The sequence below is a fragment of the Spirosoma endophyticum genome, from assembly GCF_900112365.1.
In the GTDB taxonomy this organism is placed as follows: Bacteria; Bacteroidota; Bacteroidia; order Cytophagales; family Spirosomataceae; genus Spirosoma; species Spirosoma endophyticum.
Map to the genome: position 1 here is coordinate 65,401 of NZ_FOLQ01000014.1, position 19,161 is coordinate 84,561.

The 19,161-nt window shown below is 47.4% G+C and carries 17 protein-coding genes; 11 read left to right on the forward strand and 6 right to left on the reverse strand.

Translation table 11 applies throughout. The features are described from left to right. Window positions 1-85: 85 nt before the first annotated feature. The 3 genes from BM202_RS25835 to rpiB form a co-directional block, all read right to left on the reverse strand. Window positions 86-2,215, reverse strand: a complete 2,130-nt coding sequence (locus BM202_RS25835; RefSeq protein WP_093831634.1) for an FUSC family protein — start codon at window positions 2,213-2,215, stop codon at window positions 86-88. 30 nt (window positions 2,216-2,245) lie between these two features. Next, the gene (locus tag BM202_RS25840; protein WP_093831636.1) at window positions 2,246-4,012 is read right to left on the reverse strand and encodes an ABC transporter ATP-binding protein; all 1,767 of its coding nucleotides are present in this window, start codon (window positions 4,010-4,012) and stop codon (window positions 2,246-2,248) included. A 99-nt stretch (window positions 4,013-4,111) separates the two neighbouring features. Continuing rightward, window positions 4,112-4,546, reverse strand: a complete 435-nt coding sequence (gene rpiB / locus BM202_RS25845; RefSeq protein ID WP_093831638.1) for a ribose 5-phosphate isomerase B — start codon at window positions 4,544-4,546, stop codon at window positions 4,112-4,114. Window positions 4,547-4,677: 131 nt separating this feature from the next. Here rpiB and zwf point away from each other — a divergent pair, with 131 nt between their 5' ends. The 8 genes from zwf (at window position 4,678) to BM202_RS25885 (ending at window position 13,508) form a co-directional block, all read left to right on the forward strand. Then, the gene (gene zwf, locus BM202_RS25850) at window positions 4,678-6,177 is read left to right on the forward strand and encodes a glucose-6-phosphate dehydrogenase (protein ID WP_093831640.1); all 1,500 of its coding nucleotides are present in this window, start codon (window positions 4,678-4,680) and stop codon (window positions 6,175-6,177) included. 115 nt (window positions 6,178-6,292) lie between these two features. After that, window positions 6,293-6,634 carry a cupin domain-containing protein gene (locus BM202_RS25855; RefSeq protein WP_093831644.1) on the forward strand — a complete coding sequence of 114 codons (342 nt, stop codon included), beginning with the start codon at window positions 6,293-6,295 and terminating at the stop codon, window positions 6,632-6,634. Window positions 6,635-6,670: 36 nt separating this feature from the next. Further along, window positions 6,671-7,396 carry a 6-phosphogluconolactonase gene (gene pgl / locus BM202_RS25860; RefSeq protein WP_093831646.1) on the forward strand — a complete coding sequence of 242 codons (726 nt, stop codon included), beginning with the start codon at window positions 6,671-6,673 and terminating at the stop codon, window positions 7,394-7,396. 284 nt (window positions 7,397-7,680) lie between these two features. Next, complete coding sequence (locus BM202_RS25865; RefSeq protein WP_093831648.1) at window positions 7,681-8,565, forward strand: glycosyltransferase family 2 protein; 885 nt, start codon at window positions 7,681-7,683, stop codon at window positions 8,563-8,565. Between the two features lie 30 nt (window positions 8,566-8,595). After that, on the forward strand, window positions 8,596-9,975 hold the full coding sequence (locus tag BM202_RS25870; RefSeq protein WP_093831650.1) for an O-antigen ligase family protein: 1,380 nt from the start codon (window positions 8,596-8,598) through the stop codon (window positions 9,973-9,975). A 98-nt stretch (window positions 9,976-10,073) separates the two neighbouring features. Next, complete coding sequence (locus BM202_RS25875) at window positions 10,074-11,165, forward strand: acyltransferase family protein (RefSeq protein ID WP_093831652.1); 1,092 nt, start codon at window positions 10,074-10,076, stop codon at window positions 11,163-11,165. Between the two features lie 19 nt (window positions 11,166-11,184). Further along, complete coding sequence (locus BM202_RS25880) at window positions 11,185-12,354, forward strand: glycosyltransferase family 4 protein (RefSeq protein ID WP_093831654.1); 1,170 nt, start codon at window positions 11,185-11,187, stop codon at window positions 12,352-12,354. After that, window positions 12,351-13,508 (forward strand): glycosyltransferase, encoded by a 1,158-nt coding sequence (locus BM202_RS25885; RefSeq protein WP_093831656.1) that lies wholly within the window; start codon window positions 12,351-12,353, stop codon window positions 13,506-13,508. Before BM202_RS25880 ends, BM202_RS25885 begins: the two co-directional genes overlap by 4 nt. Before the next feature lie 21 nt (window positions 13,509-13,529). Here BM202_RS25885 and BM202_RS25890 read toward each other — a convergent pair whose 3' ends face one another. The 3 genes from BM202_RS25890 to BM202_RS25900 form a co-directional block, all read right to left on the reverse strand. After that, a complete protein-coding gene (locus tag BM202_RS25890) occupies window positions 13,530-14,642 on the reverse strand; it encodes an acyltransferase family protein (protein ID WP_093831658.1) in 1,113 nt (370 codons plus the stop codon). 76 nt (window positions 14,643-14,718) lie between these two features. Further along, a complete protein-coding gene (locus BM202_RS25895; RefSeq protein WP_093831660.1) occupies window positions 14,719-15,588 on the reverse strand; it encodes a polysaccharide deacetylase family protein in 870 nt (289 codons plus the stop codon). A 73-nt stretch (window positions 15,589-15,661) separates the two neighbouring features. Then, complete coding sequence (locus BM202_RS25900; protein ID WP_093831662.1) at window positions 15,662-16,426, reverse strand: methionyl-tRNA formyltransferase; 765 nt, start codon at window positions 16,424-16,426, stop codon at window positions 15,662-15,664. A gap of 368 nt (window positions 16,427-16,794) precedes the next feature. Between BM202_RS25900 and BM202_RS25905 the strand changes: the two genes are divergently transcribed. The 3 genes from BM202_RS25905 to BM202_RS25915 are packed head-to-tail and all read left to right on the forward strand — an operon-like array spanning window position 16,795 to window position 19,083. Then, window positions 16,795-17,727 carry a glycosyltransferase family 2 protein gene (locus BM202_RS25905; protein WP_093831664.1) on the forward strand — a complete coding sequence of 311 codons (933 nt, stop codon included), beginning with the start codon at window positions 16,795-16,797 and terminating at the stop codon, window positions 17,725-17,727. Window positions 17,728-17,731: 4 nt separating this feature from the next. Then, window positions 17,732-18,316, forward strand: a complete 585-nt coding sequence (locus BM202_RS25910; RefSeq protein WP_245776790.1) for a WcaF family extracellular polysaccharide biosynthesis acetyltransferase — start codon at window positions 17,732-17,734, stop codon at window positions 18,314-18,316. Further along, complete coding sequence (locus BM202_RS25915; RefSeq protein ID WP_093831666.1) at window positions 18,313-19,083, forward strand: glycosyltransferase family 2 protein; 771 nt, start codon at window positions 18,313-18,315, stop codon at window positions 19,081-19,083. The genes BM202_RS25910 and BM202_RS25915 overlap by 4 nt, the downstream gene beginning before the upstream one ends. The last annotated feature ends 78 nt before the right edge of the window (window positions 19,084-19,161 follow it).

Here is a 19,161-nt window from a genome sequence, read left to right on the forward strand (position 1 = left end):
ATTCAAATCCCTCATTATCAATTAAGATAAGTCGAAAGAAGTATAGGGAATCTTTATATAACGCAACACTGGCTTTTTTACTTACTCACTTACTCAATCGCTCCGCCAATTTGCCAATGTCGCTGCTGATCTGGTGAATGAAATTTAGCTGCTCGCTTAGTTGCGGATCGTCAGGTGTCGAACTCGATACGTTTGGCTCAGTCGAAGCGGTTTCCACAAACGGTTTATCGGCTGTTTTGCCTAACCGACGCTGACTTTCCGTGAGCGTGAACAGCGCGCGTTTGATCGGACGTAGCAGGCTTGCCGGGTAAACTACTGCCTCACTAGTCAGTCGGGCAGAGATAATTGTGGCAATGTTGGCCGATAAAATGTGATTCAGTACAACAAATTCATAAATGAGCTTTTCGTTACGTTGTTTGTGCTTCGGTTCCGACACCATCCGCTCGAAGGCGGCCGACAGGTTGGCTGACGTAACATAGACGTCCTTCCGCGCTAGTTTGTAATCAACGGAGCCAATGCGCTGGCCCGACAGGCTGTCGAGCAGTAACTGAACATAACGTACATTCGCGTTCAATACGTCCTGCATAGGTTTCATTAATTGCTCGGATTCCCACTGCGGAAAGAGTAGATAACCGGTCACAAAGGCGATAAAGCCACCCAGCAACGTATCCAGGACGCGTTCTTCTGCGACGCCGAGGTAGCTGACTCCCAGGAAATTAAATAGGATCAGGATGAACGGAGTTACGCAGATGACCATCGCAATGTAGTATGTGCGTTGCGTGCTGTACGTACCGATCATAAACAGCACCATAAGACCAAACTGAACTGTTTTATTGGGTACAAACGTCAGGATGAATACGCCAATCAATCCACCCACCAGCGTGCCAATCATGCGCTCGATGTTCCGTTTTTTGGACAGGCTGAAGGCTGGTTTCAGAATAACCGAGATCGTTAATAGAACCCAGTAGCTGTGGTGACCGTAATCGAGAAACTGGGTCAGGGCAAACCCCAGCAGCATAGCCAGCGCTACACGTATCGAAAACCGGAATGCAGACGAGTCGAGGGTTAAATTCTCCTGTAATGATTCAACGTCAATTTCCTGATGCGATACAAAGCGGCCATATTCCGGGTCTTCTTTTCGCACAAGGTCAGGATTTGGCAAGGCGAGGTTGTTCTGAATGGTGCGTAGTCGCTGGCTCACTGTCCGTAAATTAACGAGTACTTTTTTCAGGACCAGCGTGCTTCCTTCCTGATCGCCGAGTGCATCAATGTTACGTTTCAATTCATCCAGCAAGGGAGGCATAGTAACTGGATCACTGGTATACAGGGGTGACTGAACGGCCAAGCCAACATGGTCGAGTTCGGTGGACAGCTCCCGAATCAGTCGGGAAATTATCGTAAGCACATCCGTTTTTCCGAAACGTTCCCGTATATCGGAATAATCGTAGTACATGGCGATGATCTGTTCATAGAGGTCCACCGTATCCATAAACGTTAATAGCAACAGGCGGCCCGTTCGGGTCGATTCGGCTACAATACGTCTGCTTTTGAACAGCACCTCCCGAACGACGTCCTGCTTTTCGCTTACGGCTATCTGCTGGGCAATTAGCCGACGGTAGCTATCCTCCAGCGGAATCGACATCGTATAGAAATCGGCTTTGAGCGCCATGAGTTTGGCCATTTCGTGAATACACTGACCCAGCGCCTGTTGCGCCAGTCGGTAAGGCTGAAGCTGCGATGATAGCAGGCTGATAACCGTATACCACAGGCTCCCCGTCAGGACCAGTAAACTCTCCCGAATAACACCAGCGGCATCGAGCGGACGGTCGAGAATCAGAATCATAACGAGCAAAGCTCCCGATCCAACCAGACCCGCGCGGTTGCCATAGATGGAAAACATGGAGAACAGAAAACTAAACAGCAGCACCTCCAGCCCCAGCGTGTAAGGATTCATACGGGCAAAACCCGTGATCAACGTAACCAGGAAACCGAGCCCTACGGCGACCAGCATACTATTCCGGCGGTGCATGACCGGGCCGGGCGAATCGCATACACTAACATTTAAGGCACCAAGCGACATGGCCATGCCCGTTGGAAGCTGGCCAAACTGGGCCATCACCAATGAGGGCAACAAAACCGACAGCGTGATCCGGAGGCCGTCAGAAAAATACTGACTAAACAGAAAGTAACTGACTTGCCGGACACGTTTGTTCATGGGCAGAGGGCATGGAGCATAGGGATAAAATTAGGCTCCAACAGATAACAGATCGGTTCGGCGCTCGCCGATTTGCTGACGCCACATGGCGTAATATAGCCCTTTCTGCGCGACCAAAGTTTCATGACTGCCGGTTTCGACAATTATGCCTTTTTCAAGCACAAAAATCGTATTGGCGTGCAGGATGGTCGACAGTCGGTGGGCAATCAGAATGGTAATCTGCTCATTCAGGGCCGAAACACTACGTACCGTGTCGGTAATTTCTTCTTCGGTGAGTGAATCAAGCGCCGAAGTTGCTTCATCGAAAATCAGTAATCTTGGATGACGGACCAGCGCCCGAGCAATGGACAATCGTTGTTTTTCACCCCCCGACATTTTGAGCCCTCCTTCACCAATTTGCGTATCGAGTCCCTTTTCAGAACGGGCCAGCAGGTGATCGCAGGCGGCTTTGTCGAGGGCGTCCAGCATCTCAGCTTCGGTCGCGTCGGGCTTGACAAATAAGAGATTTTCGCGGATGGTTCCGGCAAAGAGGTGCGTGTCCTGCGTGACAAAACCAATCTGCCGACGCATCGGGTTAAACCGAATGTCCTTGGTGGAGATGTCATTGTAATAAATTTCGCCATCAACGGGTCGATAAAGGCCCACCAGGAGCTTTACCATGGTCGATTTCCCTGAACCTGAAGGGCCAACAAACGCAATGGTATCACCAAGTTTGGCTTCAAACGAAACCCCGTCAATTGCATTCTGATTAGCACCTTTGTGCCGAAACACTACGTCGGCGAAGCGCAGGTTTTCAATTGGGCCCACTTCTACCGGTGATTCCGGATTGCGTTCGATGGGTTTCTGCATCAACTGGTCGAAGCTGTTCAACCCGGCTTCGGCTTCGCGATAGGCCAGAATAATATTGCCTAGTTCCTGCAATGGGTTGAAGATGGCGACCGAGATAAATTGCATCGAAATTAACTCGCCAGTGCTCAACACATTACGGAAAATGAGCCATAAGAGTGTAAACAAGACCGACTGCTTCAATACATTGAGCGTGGTACTTTGCCAGAACGACAGCAGTCGCACCCGCCGAACTTTGAACATTTCCAGCTCAAAAATCCGACCGGTTTGTGTTTTCAATCGTCGAATTTCAGGAAAGGTAAGGCCCAGACTTTTTATCAACTCAATGTTGCGGAGCGATTCGGTGATGACGCCCGACAACAACGCCGTTTCTCGATTGATGGATCGCTGGGTTGTTTTGATCTGCTTGCTGAGCAAGCCCGTTAGACTGCCCAGTACTAATACGCCGATCAGAAATACCGGAACCAGCGCCCAGTGTTTCGTGACTGCGTAAAAGATCAGAAAACCCATACCCACAATGGACGAAAACAGGACGTTGACAAATGAGTTGATGAACTTCTCGGTGTCGGTGCGGACTTTTTGAAGGATGGATAACGTAGCGCCACTGCTTTGATCGCCGAATTCCTGATACGATAGCCGCAGCGTCTGTTTGAGGCCATCGTTGAAAATATCGGTACCGAATTTCTGAACAACCAGGCGTGTAACGTACTCCTGAAATGCTTTTACTACGTTCGACAAAACCGCTACGCCGACCGCCAATCCCAGCAATCGTAAGACACCATTGATTTTCTCTGAATCTGTTTTCTGACCGGGGTTTGTCGCGTATTCGTCGATCAGTTTCCCGAAAATAATGGGATCGACCAATGCCAGAACCTGGGCAACACCCGCCAGGGCCAGCGCCAGTACGGCCAGCCAGCGATAAGGTTTCAGGTATTTCCAGAGAATTTGCATAAAAGCATGGAGGTTGGGGCGTGGAGCATGGGGTTATCAAGTAAAAGGCAATTTTGGGGTGTGAATGCAACCCCGTGCTCCACGCCCCAACCCCATGCATTAATACGTATCCAATTCCTGAATCCGCGCCAGGTGACGGCCACCTTCAAAAGGCGTATCGAGCCAGATTTGGACCAGTTTAAGGGCGGTTTCTTCACTCATCATTCGTTCGCCCAGCGATATTACGTTGGCGTCGTTGTGTTGCCGACACAAACGGGCCGACTCTTCATTCCAGCACAGGCCGCACCGAACACCCCGCACGCGGTTGGCCGCAATGGCTTCGCCATTGCCTGATCCACCCAGCACAACGCCCCGCTCCACTTCGCCAGCCGCAACGGCTTCAGCAACAGGCCGGATAAAAAGCGGGTAATCTACCGATGGGGTTTCGGCATAGGTGCCTTTGTCAATTACCTCATGGCCGAGGTTAATAAGGAATTGTTTGATGGCTTCTTTGTAGTGGAAACCAGCGTGATCGGAGCCAATGGCGATTTTCATGGTACAATAAATAGGATATAAACAAGGGTCAAAAGTAGCAGAATAGCTGGCTAACATGAAACCTTAATCGCGTAAACTTGTTCGGAAAACAGACTCGGGGTAATTTGCAGCCCTGTCATGCTAAGAGACTTATGATTCCAGCAACGAACCAGCGACCACCCGCGACTATAGTATTTATATTTGGAGGCAGCGGAGATCTCAATCTTCGTAAACTTACACCAGCCCTCTATAACCTGTTCATTGACAAGTACCTGCCCGAACGCTTCGCCGTTGTTGGGTTAGGTCGTAGTCCGTACACCGACGAATCATTTCGGGAGCGTCTGCTGGAAGGCGTTCAGTCGTTCTCCCGCCGTAAAAATGGACCGGAAGATGCCTGGAAGTCATTTTCACCTTCCGTATCGTACCTGCAAATGGATGCCGGTGATGCCGCAGCCTATACAACGCTGTCTGATTTTGTTGGCACTAAAAAAAGCGAATGGGGCGAGGAGATTAACGTAGTGTTTTACCTGGCAGTAGCGCCACAACTCGTGCCCGGCATTGCGACAAACCTCGGCAAGCTAGAGCTTTGCGACGATACGTCGCATGTCAGGATTGTGGTTGAAAAACCCTTCGGCCATGATCTGAAAACAGCGCGTGAACTCAATGCACTGCTGGGCGGACTTTTTGCCGAAGAGCAGATTTACCGGATTGATCACTATTTGGGAAAGGAAACGGTACAGAATATTCTGGCGCTCCGGTTTGCCAACTCCCTGTTTGAGCCAATCTGGAATCGGCGATACGTTGAATATGTGCAGATTACGGCCTCTGAAACGGTAGGGCTCGAAGGACGTGGAGGCTACTATGAAGGCTCCGGTGCGTTGCGCGACATGATCCAGAATCACCTGCTTCAGGTGCTATGTATGGTGGCTACGGAAGCACCTATCTCGTTCGAAGCGAATGAAATACGGAACAAGAAAGTAGACGTACTGAACGCCATTCGCCGGATAAAACCGGAGCAGGTGAAAGACATCGCTGTTCGGGGACAGTATGGTCCGGGCGAAAAAGATGGAAAGACAATTCCAGGCTATCGGGAAGAAGAAGGGGTCAAGCCCGATTCGAAAACCGAAACGTTTGCGGCTGTAAAATTATTCGTCGATAACTGGCGCTGGGAAGACGTACCTTTCTATCTACGTACGGGTAAGGGACTTCCCGAAAAGGCAACGATCATTACCATCCAGTTTAAACCCGCGCCCTTTTACGCGTTTCCTGAAGAAGCGACAAACGGTTGGGATGCCAACCGGCTCACCATTGGCATTCAGCCGGCGATGGACATCCGGTTACGATTCCAGGCCAAACGGCCTGGGCAAACCCTGGCTATTGATCCGGTCGATATGGTTTTCAGTTACAAAGATGCCTATGAAGGGCAGGAGCCAGAAGCTTACGAAACGTTGTTGCTGGATGTAATGACGGGCGATGCTACGTTGTTTATGCGGGCCGATCAGGTCGAAGCCGCCTGGAAAGTAGTAACGCCAATCCTGGACGCGTGGGAAAGTGAAACGCCCGATTTTCCGAACTATCCACTTGGTTCATGGGGACCCGAGGCCGCCATGCAATTGGTTGAAAAAGACGGATTCCAGTGGATGACGAAATAAAATTAATGTAGTCGATAGTCGTCAGTCGCTGGTCAAAAGTGACTGACGACTATTCATAGATTTTGCGTCAGCCACTATTGACCAACGACTAGAGACTTTTGACTTACTACACCCTATGCCAACCCAACTTGCTGCTCTTTTCGTGGATGACCAGAACCTGCCGTGGGAATCGGTGGGGGAGGGTGTGAAGCGTAAAATCATGTCCTACGACGCCAACGTAATGATGGTGAAGGTCGCCTTTGAAACGGGTGGTGTTGGTGCGCCCCACAGCCACATGCATACGCAGATGAGCTACGTGGCCAGTGGGGTGTTTTCCATTATGATTGGTGACGAAACCCAAACTATAAGAAAGGGCGATGCTTTCTATATTCCACCGAATGTGTGGCATGGGGCGGTTTGCCTCGAAGCTGGCGAACTGGTAGATGTGTTCACGCCCATGCGTGAGGATTTTGTATGATTTCTTTTCGGGCTGGCGTTCCAGCACAACAAACATATGCAGCTCATCATTACAAAGAACCCGGCTGAATTGGCTAAGGCTGCGGCTGATTTCATTGCCAAACGCATTAAGGACGTACTGAAAAAACAAGATCGGTTCACGATTGCGCTGTCGGGTGGCAGCACACCCAAAGCCCTGCACGAACTACTGGCCAAGTCGCCCTATGTCGATCAGATTCCGTGGCTTCAACTGCATGTGTTCTGGGGTGATGAACGCTACGTCCCTATTGACGATGAGCAGAGCAATGCGGGCATGGCTTACGATACGTTACTTGGGCATGTTTACACACCCGAAGACCAGATTCACGTCTGGCGTACCGATCTTGAACCCGAAGCCGCGGCTGCCGATTACGACCGGATTCTGCACGCGTATTTTGGCGAGTCCGGCCCAACCTTCGACCTGGTGTTGCTTGGCATGGGCGACGATGGCCATACGCTCTCGCTTTTTCCGGGTACTGAGGTTGTTCATGAACAAACTGCCTGGACAAAGGCGTATTTTCTGACGCAGCAAAATATGTATCGCCTGACGCTGACGGCCCCCATAGCGAATCGGGCATCCTGCGTGCTGTTTTTGGTTGCTGGACCGAAGAAAGCCCAACCGCTGAAAGAAGTGCTGGAAGGTGAATACAATCCCGACAAATATCCTTCCCAGGAGATCAAACCCATAGACGGAGAATTGGTATGGCTCGTCGATGAAAAAGCGGCTGCTGACTTAAAGAAATAGCCTGCATCAGTTTCTAGCATGTTATCAGTGAACTGCTACGTATTGATGCGGCCGGGTAGCTCGTCCGAAAAATAAGATCTCTCACGGTTTTATCCGCAAATAGCCCTATTTTTGCCGGTAGGTTTTCTCAGAAAAATACAACTACAAGGGTTGTATACCTTTCTGAGAGAACATGCTTGTCTATGATCTGTGCTAAAAAAGCTTATTGCAACGTCATTATGTTTGATGCAGGTAGACAAATACTGGACAGTTATTAATTGCTGAATAACCACAGCAAAAATTTTATGCGTGAATCGCTTCACTCATTCGTATCGAAACACTATGTTCCTAAAGTAGTCGATGGTGCAAATGAGAAAATCTATCCGAAACTGACCATTGTAACGCCTTCTTATAATCAGGTTCAGTATTTAGAACGCACGATTTTGAGCGTGCTAAACCAGAATTACCCAAACCTGGAATATTTCATCATGGATGGAGGATCTACGGATGGTAGCGTTGAACTGATAAAAAAATATGAGCCGTATCTGGCCGGATGGGTGAGCGAAAAAGACCGTGGACAGACCGACGCAATCAACAAGGGGTTTCGTCGGGCAACGGGTGACTACGTAGCATTTCAGAATTCCGACGATGTATTTGCGCCTGACGCCTTTGCCAAGGTGGCCGATGCCTGGCGAAAGGCACCCGATACCGACGTTTTCTTCGGAGATATGTATATAACCGACGAGGCCGACGTTATTCTGGAAGAAATGCGGGCACCAGATTTCTGTGTTGAGTGCCAGATTTATGAAGGAATGCAGGTTTTTAACCAGTCATTGTTTATCCGCCGTGAACGGCTGGAGCAGATTGGCTTACTTGACGAAAGCTTACAGTTTGTTATTGACTATGAAATTGTTGCGCGTCTGGGGGTTCAACCCGGTATTAAATTTCAACACGTTTCGGGTTTTTGGGGCGGATTTCGGGTACAGCCCAACGCAAAATCGTCTACCATAACGTCGGTAGGTTTGTCTGAACATCAGCTGACTAAAGAAAAGTACCGCCCGATGCTGGTATCATCCTTTGGGCCATCCTTCTGGCAACGATACTGTCGGGTACGTAAATTGCTGGCATTCGTACTTAAAGGAGAGTTTGGGTACATCCTTCATCGGTTTCAACTGAATCGGTCCAGATAATGAGCCGCAAACAGTAATTATACATCGCTTATGGCAAAGTTCCTTCGTTTACTACAGACACTCGACTACATGCGCATGGTAGTCGGCATCTGTATTCTTGTTGATGGGTATCCGCTTATCTTCTTTTTTAGGGATACGCTGAAACTGGCGCCTGGAAGTTCGGCATTCACGGCGGCCGGTTTTGCCGGGGGGCTCATTCTGATGGTCCCGTTTACCGTGCTACGTCGGTTGTATCGGCCCAATATCACCATGTTCTGGATTGGGATGGCGTTTATCCTGACCAGTATTTTATACATGTACGTTTATCCGTCTCCTGAGCCTTTAGACTACACCAGGGAGATGATTTACTATGCTTACATCCTGATTTTTCTGTTTCTGCTCATTAACATACCCAATGATATTATTCCAGTTGTCGTTCCGATAGTTGTCCTGTTTACGCTGGTTTCTAATCTGGGACTTATTTATTCATTAATAACGAATCCAACCTGGGCAATTGGTCAGCGGGCAACCATAGTATTGAATAATAGCGACGACGGATCGGGTAATCCGCACGTTTTTGCCCGTAATGCCTTCATGGGGATCATTGCCTGTGTCATGTGGCTGGTACGTCCGCAGACGAACGTCCTGTTTCGTTTGCTGGCTTTTTTTTCTGGGGTTGTCAGTGTTGTTATTCTATTGCTGACCCAAACCCGTTCGTCGATTCTCGCCTTAATTCTTGTTGTTGCGTTGTTTTTCTATTTCAATGTTCGGCCAGCTCAAATTCGCGCAACGGTTCGTAGCCTGTTTACGCCTGTCCCCATTATTGTTGCCGTTCTTGGTATAGTTGGGGTCATCGTTTTTTTTCAACGCTATGGCGACATCTATGCCGTTCTATATGGGTATGCAATGGGCTTTATGGAGCGAAATCTGGACAATATTTACGCTTTTCTGGGCCTACAATCGCAGGGAGTCGACTACAAAGCTACGCTCGATGATTCGGTGGCTAACCGGGCCGTTAATTTCGGTTTTTTAACTAAAGTCCTTGTTAGTCAGGCCTATATGCTCATTCCTGGGTACGGCTATAAATTTTCCTATTTAGACGTTCCGATGCTTGAAGCCCTCACCAGTCAGGGAGTTTTGGGACTAGCGCTATTTGGTACTATCAATGCCATGTCTTTGCGCCATTCGTTACGTACGATGCGCGAAAACTCAAACCCGATGAACATATTCCTGGCTTATTTTTACATGCTTGTATTTGTTCAGATCTTCTCTGGAGGCCGTCCCTATGAAATTACGTTCTGGTTTCCATTGGCACTCATGATTCGCTTCATGGGAGTTGAACACCTATTTCCGGCTTATCTGATGGATCACTCGGTGGCAAAAAATGATAAGTCTTCTACTTACGTAGTGGTCCAGAATGGGACTGTTTAAGTGGAGTACTTAGACAAACGTAGTCTCTACAGATTTTATAGAGATTTGTATTCACTTTTTGAGCCTAGCAGCAGGCTTCTACTCTACTCGATCTGATTATGTTGACTTCGTCTTCTTCTTCACCAGGATTGGTATTCAACACGATTCAAATTCTAAGGGGGCTAGCCGCTATACTTGTCGTAGTTTATCACTTATCACTTGGCTATGAAAAGCGTGGACAGGAGTTGATTATGGGCGGTCTTTTTCAACACGGATTTGCGGGCGTAGACCTGTTTTTTGTTATCAGTGGATTCGTGATCATGCATACGTCACACCGATATTTCAGCAAACCAACGTATTTCGGCACCTTCTTACGCAAACGGGCCATCCGTATATACCCAATCTATTGGGTTACACTCGCGTTTATTATGGGGGGTATACTCTTGCTTGAGTTTATTACAAAAACCCCAATTGCGTATCTTCCAACGTCCTGGTCGTTGATTCTGAGTTCATTATTACTGCTTCCTTATCACCCCAATATCAATGGCGTTACCTGGAGCCTAAGCTTCGAATTATACTATTATTTGGTGTTTGGCTTATTGATAGTGTCCCGAAAGCTTTGGCCAGTTGTGGCTATTGTACTGACACTGTCGGGATTGGTTATTATCAGTCCAACCTTGTTTGCTGGCAGTCACCGCCTGTTCTTCTTTTTTTTTAGTCCTTATAATCTTGAATTTGCCGCCGGTGTACTCGCCTGGTGGCTAATTCAACGGTACAAAGTCGCATCGTCCCGTTGTTTTTTGCTGTTAGGTACTGCCTTAGTTTGGCTACTGGTTAATGATGGTCCTTTAGTTAGCGATGCCGGCAAGCGAACGGTTCTTTATGGAGTTAGCTCTTTTCTGATACTAGTATCATTTACTGGATTGGAACTCGATGGCTGGTTCAAACCTTCGTTGATAACCCGCCAATTGATGAAAGTAGGGGATGCTTCCTTTTTAATTTACATGCTTCATTTTTCATTTATGCCTTTTTATGGGAAGTTAGTAACTCCATTTGAGCATAATATGATCGTTCAGAATATAGCGGCTCTTTTGTTTACTACGGTCATAACCGTTGTTTGCATTTACCTGCATACCCGTTTTGAAGCTCCTCTGGTGAAAAAATTAAATCTTATTTCTAAGTCAATTAGCCTGAAACTAACGAATGGCTAACCCAATTTTATTTTTATAGATGCGCATTCTGATTGTTCATAATATACTCTGGGCGCATTATAAATCCAGTGTTTTTCAGGCCATTCAGCAACTGGCCGATCAGCAGCCGAACGTGATGGTAAACGTCCTGCAGATTGCCCGAAACGAACGGTCGAGGGCTTCGTTAGAGACGATCAACGATCCTTCAGTTCCGACTTATTCATACAACTACGAATTACTTTTCGACCGTTTTCTGGAAGATGTCAGCTTGCGCGAACGTACTAATGCGTTGCTTCGGCGGGCGAGTGCCTTCAAGCCAGATGTGATTACACTGACTGGCTATTATGATCCTGCCCAGATTTTCCTGTTACTATGGGCTAGAACAAAAGGTATTCGGGTCATTCTTCAAAATGAAAGTACGGCAACCGATCACCAGCGTGGCGGTTGGAAAGAACGTATCAAGCAGTGGATTTTCAGCCAGTGCAGTGGGTTTTTCTGCTTCGGAAGCCAATCTGCAGATTATCTGATCCAATTAGGGGTTCAACCTGACAAGATTTTGCTTCGCAAAAGTGCGGTAGATAACAACGCACTCCGGGTTGCCTATGAACGGGCGTTATCTAGCAGGATAAAGGAGCAACAGGTACTGGCACTACGTCCCAATAACTTCGTTTTTGTTGGCCGATTAATTGGCTATAAAAACTTACCTCTCCTGCTGTCGGCCTTTGCTGAGGCCCAAAAGCAATCGCCCCTGGCAGATGAGTGGGGCATCATTCTATTAGGCGACGGGGTTGAGAAGAACTCACTCATCGAACAGATTAATACGCTGGCGCTAACGGATTCGGTGCATATTCTGCCAGGAAGGCCGTGGTTTGAGGTGCCCGATGTGCTGGCTATGAGCAACGTATTGGTTTTGCCAAGCAGCTCGGAACCCTGGGGCTTAGTCGTTAATGAAGCTATGGCCTGCGGGTTACCCGTCATCGTATCCGACCGTTGTGGATGCGCGCCCGACCTGGTACACGAGGGTAAAAATGGGTTTGTTTTTACTTACGATCAGCCAGATCAGCTTACTCAACTCATGCTACGATTTATTGATGGCGACGTCGACGTAGCCGAAATGAGCTTCTGGGCGCAAAAACTTATTGCACCTTATGCGCCTGATGTCGTTGCGCAGGAAATGCTGAATGGCTATAAATACATTCTCACAAAATGAAGATTTTACATATTTGCGCTTACACCTGGGCCATCGGCGGACCCGCCAAAATGATTTTTGATCATACGCGCGTCCATGCCGCCGAAGGCCACCAGGTTACGATTCTTACGCCCGTTTCGGCAGATGATGTGATTTATGAGACAGCCCCTGGCGTGGTTGTGGTGCCCGTACCACGCCATTGGTTTAGTCGATTTTTTCCCGAATTCTCCATTGGTTTGTGGGATTACCTGCGAGAACATGGTAACGATTTTGACCTGATCCACGTCCACGGATTATGGCATTTCGGAAGTGTTGCGCCCTACTTATTGAATTTGAAGCCGTCCAAATTATTAACGACTCACGGTTTGCTGGATCGCTGGACAATCCGGCACAGTTACTGGAAAAAGCAGCTCATATCGTGGGCGGGCCAACGAAAATGGACGGCCAATACGCCGGTTATTCACGTAAATAATCAGTCGGAAGTTGATGACGTTCGACGCTATTTAGGCCATCCGCATCCGCACGTAGCCATTATTCCAAATGGTCTTCGCCCTGCCGAATTTAGCCAGCTTCCTCCACGTGGACAGTTCCGGCAGGAGTTTGGCATTCGTCCGGATCAAAAAATTATCCTTTTCCTGAGTCGGTTGAATCTGAAAAAAGGACTTGATGTACTGCTTCCCGCTTTCCGACGCATAAGTACTGAGCGACCTGACGTTCAACTTGTGTTAGCTGGCCCGGATGACGGCTACTTATCAACTATTCAGCAGTTTATCCGGCAACATCATCTGGAAGATCGGGTACTATTACCGGGTATGTTGATTAAGGAACAAAAACTGGCCGTTTTTGCTGATGCCGATATTTTCACCTTACCAACTTATTCGGAGAGCTTCGCCATTGCAGCTTTGGAAGCCCTGGCGACAGGAACTCCATCGTTGCTTACAGAGCACGTTGGTTTTGGGGATTACCTTCGTTCTTACCAGGCCGCTCATCTGTGTGAACCTACTGAGCAGTCGGTCTACGACGGCCTGAATTATTTACTCGATAATCCAGACAAAGCTGCCCAGTTGGCTCATAATGCGCAGCGAATGATTGCGAATGAATGCGATATTGACGTACTGGCCCGACGGCTTTTGATAGAGTATGAACGGGCAATTAGCCTAAAAAGCGCTGCATAAGCCGTACGAGAGCGACGTGAGTTAATTAGTAAGCTGCTGCGAGGGCGATTCTGACTGTGCAGTAGTAATAGAGGCAGGGCTTAACCATTTGCGTAGTAAACGCCTGCCAGGTTTTTCTATTTTCTCAAAACATAGGGCGGCAATCAGAAAGAGCAAAGCAACGTAGCCGATTCCGTACAGACTTGGGCTAAGGTGCACGTAGCGTTGATTTAGATAGAAAGCCGCCATGCCAACCGGCACTTGCAACAGGTAAATTCCATAGCTGATTTCCCCCAGATAAACCAGTTTAGGATGGCTCAGCCATCGGGCCAGCGCTCCTTGCTGAACGCTTAAAAACAAAATAAATACGACGAACAGGGGGGCAAAAAGACCATTGTGATAATAGTACATAATAGTCGAATCGCTGCCTATCAAATACGCAAAGAGCAGCGTAATACCAACCAGCACAGCTGTTATGATTGATTTACTACGTAGCAGAACTTGCCAATGCCGCAATGTTAAAATCCCGGTACAGACCCCAACAACGAACGTACCCAAATGCAATACGGGGAAATATAGCCTGAAGGTTTCGAGTGAGGTATTGTCTGTTAAGAATTTATAAATGAGTTGATTCGCCAGCCAGATTAAAACGCCAATACCAACGATCTGTCTGGATTTGCAAGTCACCAGCCATTGATACAGAAACGGAAAAATCAGATAGAAAAAAGCTTCTACGGATAAAGACCAGCCCGGATAATTTAAGGTTGGAACCCAAGTTTGCACCCAGGCTTGTAAAAGCGTCATTTCAGTCGCTACCATGCCTAAATAGGACAGATCACGGTAGCTAACGTTCATTGTCAGTTGCACGAGTAGCCAGGTGGCTAGCAGGGCAACCAAATACAGCGGATAAATACGGGCAAATCGATTAATCCAGAACTGTCTCTTGGTTATACTCTTTGGAAGAATTGTTCCGGATGCATTGGCCATGACCAGAATAAAACCCGACAGCAGAAAAAAATAACTTACGGCAACCTGAGCTTTGTCCAGCAATGGTCCCAGCAGCGGCAGGCTACGTAGTGTTCTCGAGGGGATGTGGAACAGAACGATAAGCAGCGCGGCCAGAAACCGGGTAAATGTAAGTTGCGGTAGTTTCATAGACTGCTAGCTATATAGTACAGCTGAAATCCAGATAGGAATACTAGATAAAGTAGTAACGATACTTGTCTATAAATCAGCTATTTATAGCAATTGTATTTGTATCACGATGGCTAACTTTCGTCCAGTCAACCTGTTGTTCTGCTTCTGCCAGATCAACGAATGGGAAGTCAGTTAGCAATTGTTTTAGCTTAGGCCAGCAGTTCCGGAGACCGTAGTAGGATTTGAATTGTCTCGTTCGGCTCAGGCCCGGAATCATAGGTTGGTCGGCATCGAAATCGCGCGGATGAAAATACGTCATAACGTAGTTGGACCGGCGCATCAAAACGCGAATGGCGCTATAGGGCAACAGTCGGAAATAGCCGCCACCCGAGAAAATCAAATCCTGACCCAGCACCGGAGCCGTGTTGATCGGAAATTCTTTCAGCAACGTACCGTTAACGTTCAGATAACCCGGCTCGAACATGCCCAGTGAGGTATCGCCCCCATGCGCCCGTCTGGCCGAAAATACGGAACAGTCGACTTCAATTCCCTGTTCAACCAGAATTGGGAACACCCAATGGTTGAACTCCTTGATCGAAAAACCCGGTGCCCGGTACGATCGAACTTTTTTACCTGTCAACTCCTGCAAATGCTTAATGGATCGTTCCAAATCATCCTGAAATTGGACAGGGGTTTGTTCATAAGCGAGTTGATGCGCGTAGGAGTGCGTGCCAATTTCATAACCGGCAGCATCAATCCGTCGAATAATATCAGGGTGCTTATCCGCTACCCAACCGAGACAAAAAAAAGTAGCCCTCGTATTGGTTTCGTCCAGAATCTGGAAAATACGGTCCATATTCCTGTGAATGCGGGTTTCGTAGCGGCTCCAATCGGATTCGGTACGGGTCGATGCATTATCCAGAATGTGAAACCATTCCTCAATATCAAATGTCAGGATGTTCATAAAAAGTCGATAGCAGGAAGTCAACAGTCATTAGTTTATGGATATACTATTGACTAACGACTATCCGCTAATATTAATAAAACCGCTTGCCAGCGGCCAGAAATTCTTCCACGTCGGTGCGGGTGGGAAACGTGAAATAGGTCATTTGGGTTGCGTCGTTCTCAATGAGTTTGTAGTTACCGGTATGGATTTTGTCGATTGATTCCAGGATGGCATCCATGCCCATTTTCTTCGTCACATCAATTAGTTCAGCCTGGCTCATATTTCCAATGGCGAGCTTGTTCTGAACCAGAATTGGGCCACTATCGATACCTTCGTCTACGAAAAACACGGATACGCCGGTGTGCGTCTCGCCATTTTTCAACACCCAGAATGAAGGCATCAGGCCCCGGTATTTGGGGAGCAGCGCCGTGTGAAGGTTAATGCAACCATACGTAGCAGCGTCCAGAAGTTTCTGTTTGAAAATCTGATTACCGGCAATCGAGACAAATAAATCGGGTTTATAGGCTCGGAGCTTTTCCAGGTTTTCTTCTTTATTGATACCTCCTTCAATATGAATCAGTGGAATATTCCGGTCGGCCAGCACTTTCCTGACATTGTTTCGGCTGTCTAATTTCGAGGCTACGAATTTAAACCCGTAGCGTACAAAAAAAGGAAGGCCAAAGATGTCGTATGTTTTCTTCATCTTTTCTCCGAAACTCTCCCGTTTGCCGAAAGGTGATACGTCGAATACCACTGTAGCAACAACTTCGGCGTAAGATGGTAGCTTTTTCAGAAGATAATCAATATTGCGGGCGAGATAAAACGGGTCATCCTGCGTAAGAATCACAAGGCGCATAGAAAATGGATAGTGTTATGATCACAAAATTACTTATTCTGACGTAAAGGAGGAGACTATATTATAAACAGACTACTTTCCATACAGAAGCTATCGATTGATCATTACCAACGTAGCTGTATTTACATCAGGTGGATAAAATTGCAGATGATGAGTCAATTAATCAAGTATTACTTAAACAAGGGATCGAAAATAGTACAAAAACAATACGCATACCGTATGAACTCTTATCAAGGACTTTGTCCCGTATAAAAAAAGTTATAATATTGTATGATTTATCGAACAGCTGATCTTGAGTACTAGGCGCCCTTTTTGCTTGGAAAAGGAACACAATAAGCTGTTTAGTATGAAAATAGTTATATAGAAGTATGACCGACGTATCAGTCATTATTCTGACACACAACGAGGAAAAACACATTACTCGATGTTTACAGAGTTTACTGCCATTTACGGACAAAATATTTATTGTCGATTCGTTCTCTACAGATCGGACGGTTGAGATTGCCCGTTCAATGGGGGCTGTGGTTGTTCAAAATGCCTGGGTTAACTATGCTACACAATTTAATTTCGGCATTGAGCATGTTCCTTTTAAGACAGGCTGGCTGATGCGCATGGATGCCGATGAGTACGTAATGCCTGAGTTGGCCAATGAAATAAATCAGCGGCTGACGGGCTTACCTGCCGACGTAGGTGGCGTATACGTAAAGCGTCGGGTGTTTTTCCTGAATCGCTGGATGAAGCATGGCGGCTTTTATCCGATCTGGCTGCTTCGTTTATGGCGCCGGGGGGATGGCTTTTGCGAGCAGGTATGGCACGACGAACACATTAAACTGACGAAAGGGCAGCCAATTCAATTCGATCATGATATTGTCGATCATAACCTGAATAACCTGACCTGGTGGACGCAGAAACACAATCATTATACGATTCTGGAAATGATCAATCTGCTTAATTACCGGTACAAGTTCGATGAGGCAGAAAAAGTACAACCCCGGCTCTTCGGAACGCAGGATCAGCGGATGCGTTATTTAAAGGAAAAATACGCATCGTTACCCTTGTTCACGCGACCGATAATCTATTTTGTGTACCGGTATTTTATCCGAATGGGTTTTCTCGATGGGCGTGCGGGGTTTGTCTGGTGTTTCTTGCAAGCTCTTTGGTATCGCTTCCTGGTCGATGCCAAGCTGATGGAAGTCGACCTTCGGGTTGGTCAGGACAAGGAAGCAATAATGGACTATTTCCAAACCGAATATGGCAAAGACCTTCGGGCAATCCGACCTCAACAGGTTAGCCGAGCCTGAAGCGATGGTATCTCCGCAGGCGTCAGGTAGCCAGCCCAACGGTCGAACGGATCTGGCCCGCTTTAATAACAGTTGGTACAATCCCGGACCGCGCTGGAAGATCCTGTTGTGGTTTTTGGTTAATTCGATTTTTTTGAATAATTATTTTCCCATCCCAATGGCCATCAAAAGAGCTGTTTTAATGCTGTTCGGGGCCAAATTAGGGGAAGGAGTAGTTATAAAACCAGCCGTAAATATTAAATATCCCTGGTTACTTCAACTAGGAGATCACGTCTGGATTGGTGAAAAGGTCTGGATTGATAATCTCAGCCAGGTTGTCATCGGTAGCAATGTCTGTTTATCACAAGGCGCCATGCTGCTGACAGGCAACCATGATTACCGTCTGTCAACATTTGACTTGACAACTCAGCCAATTACGTTGGCCGATGGTGTCTGGATCGGTGCCAGGGCGGTGGTCTGCGCGGGCGTTCGTTGCGAATCGCATGCTGTTCTGGCGGTTAATTCGGTGGCAACGCGTTCGATGGACGCCTATGGTATTTATCAGGGTAATCCGGCCGTTTGGGTCCGAAAAAGAGAAATTAAGGCGTGAAAGTATCTATCATAACGGTTGTCTATAACGGGGCCGAATTTGTTCGTAACTGCATCGAGTCGATTATTAATCAGACCTATCCCGATATTGAATATATTATCGTGGATGGAAAATCGACCGATGGCACCGTAGACATTGTACAATCGTATGGCAAGAAAGTTTCCCGGTTTATATCTGAACCCGACAAAGGCTTGTACGATGCGATGAACAAAGGCATCCGATTGGCAACTGGCGACGTAATTGGATTGCTCAATGCGGATGATTTTTATCGGCATAATCGCGTCATTGAAAACATGGTCGCTACGTTCCAGCGAACGGGGGCCGACGCGGTTTACGGGGATATGCTGTACGTTGACCGGGACGACACAAAAAAATTAAAACGCTACTGGCGATCAGGCTGGTACAGCGAAAATGCGTTTCTTTGGGGCTGGATGCCAGGGCACCTGTCGTTCTTTGCGAAACGGTCACTTTATGAGCAGTATGGTTTGTTTCGCCTTGATATGAAAAGCGCAGCCGATTATGAACTGATGCTACGTTTCATCCACAAGAATAAGGTTAAACTGGCCTATATGGACGAAGTAACCATTGTGATGCGGGCGGGTGGAATTAGTAATAGCAGCGTTGGAAATCGACTGCGAGCCAATCGGGAAGACCGATTGGCCTGGCAACTGAATGGTCTGAAACCTTATTTTTTTACGTTTTGGCTGAAACCCTTGCGTAAACTCAAGCAATATGTTAGCAAGCCACCCGCAAGGCCAGATGTATAATTGGCAGGCCGTTAAATCAAATTAAGTTTGCCGAGTTAAATAAACAATTGATTTTTACGTATCCACACAGATCTTTAG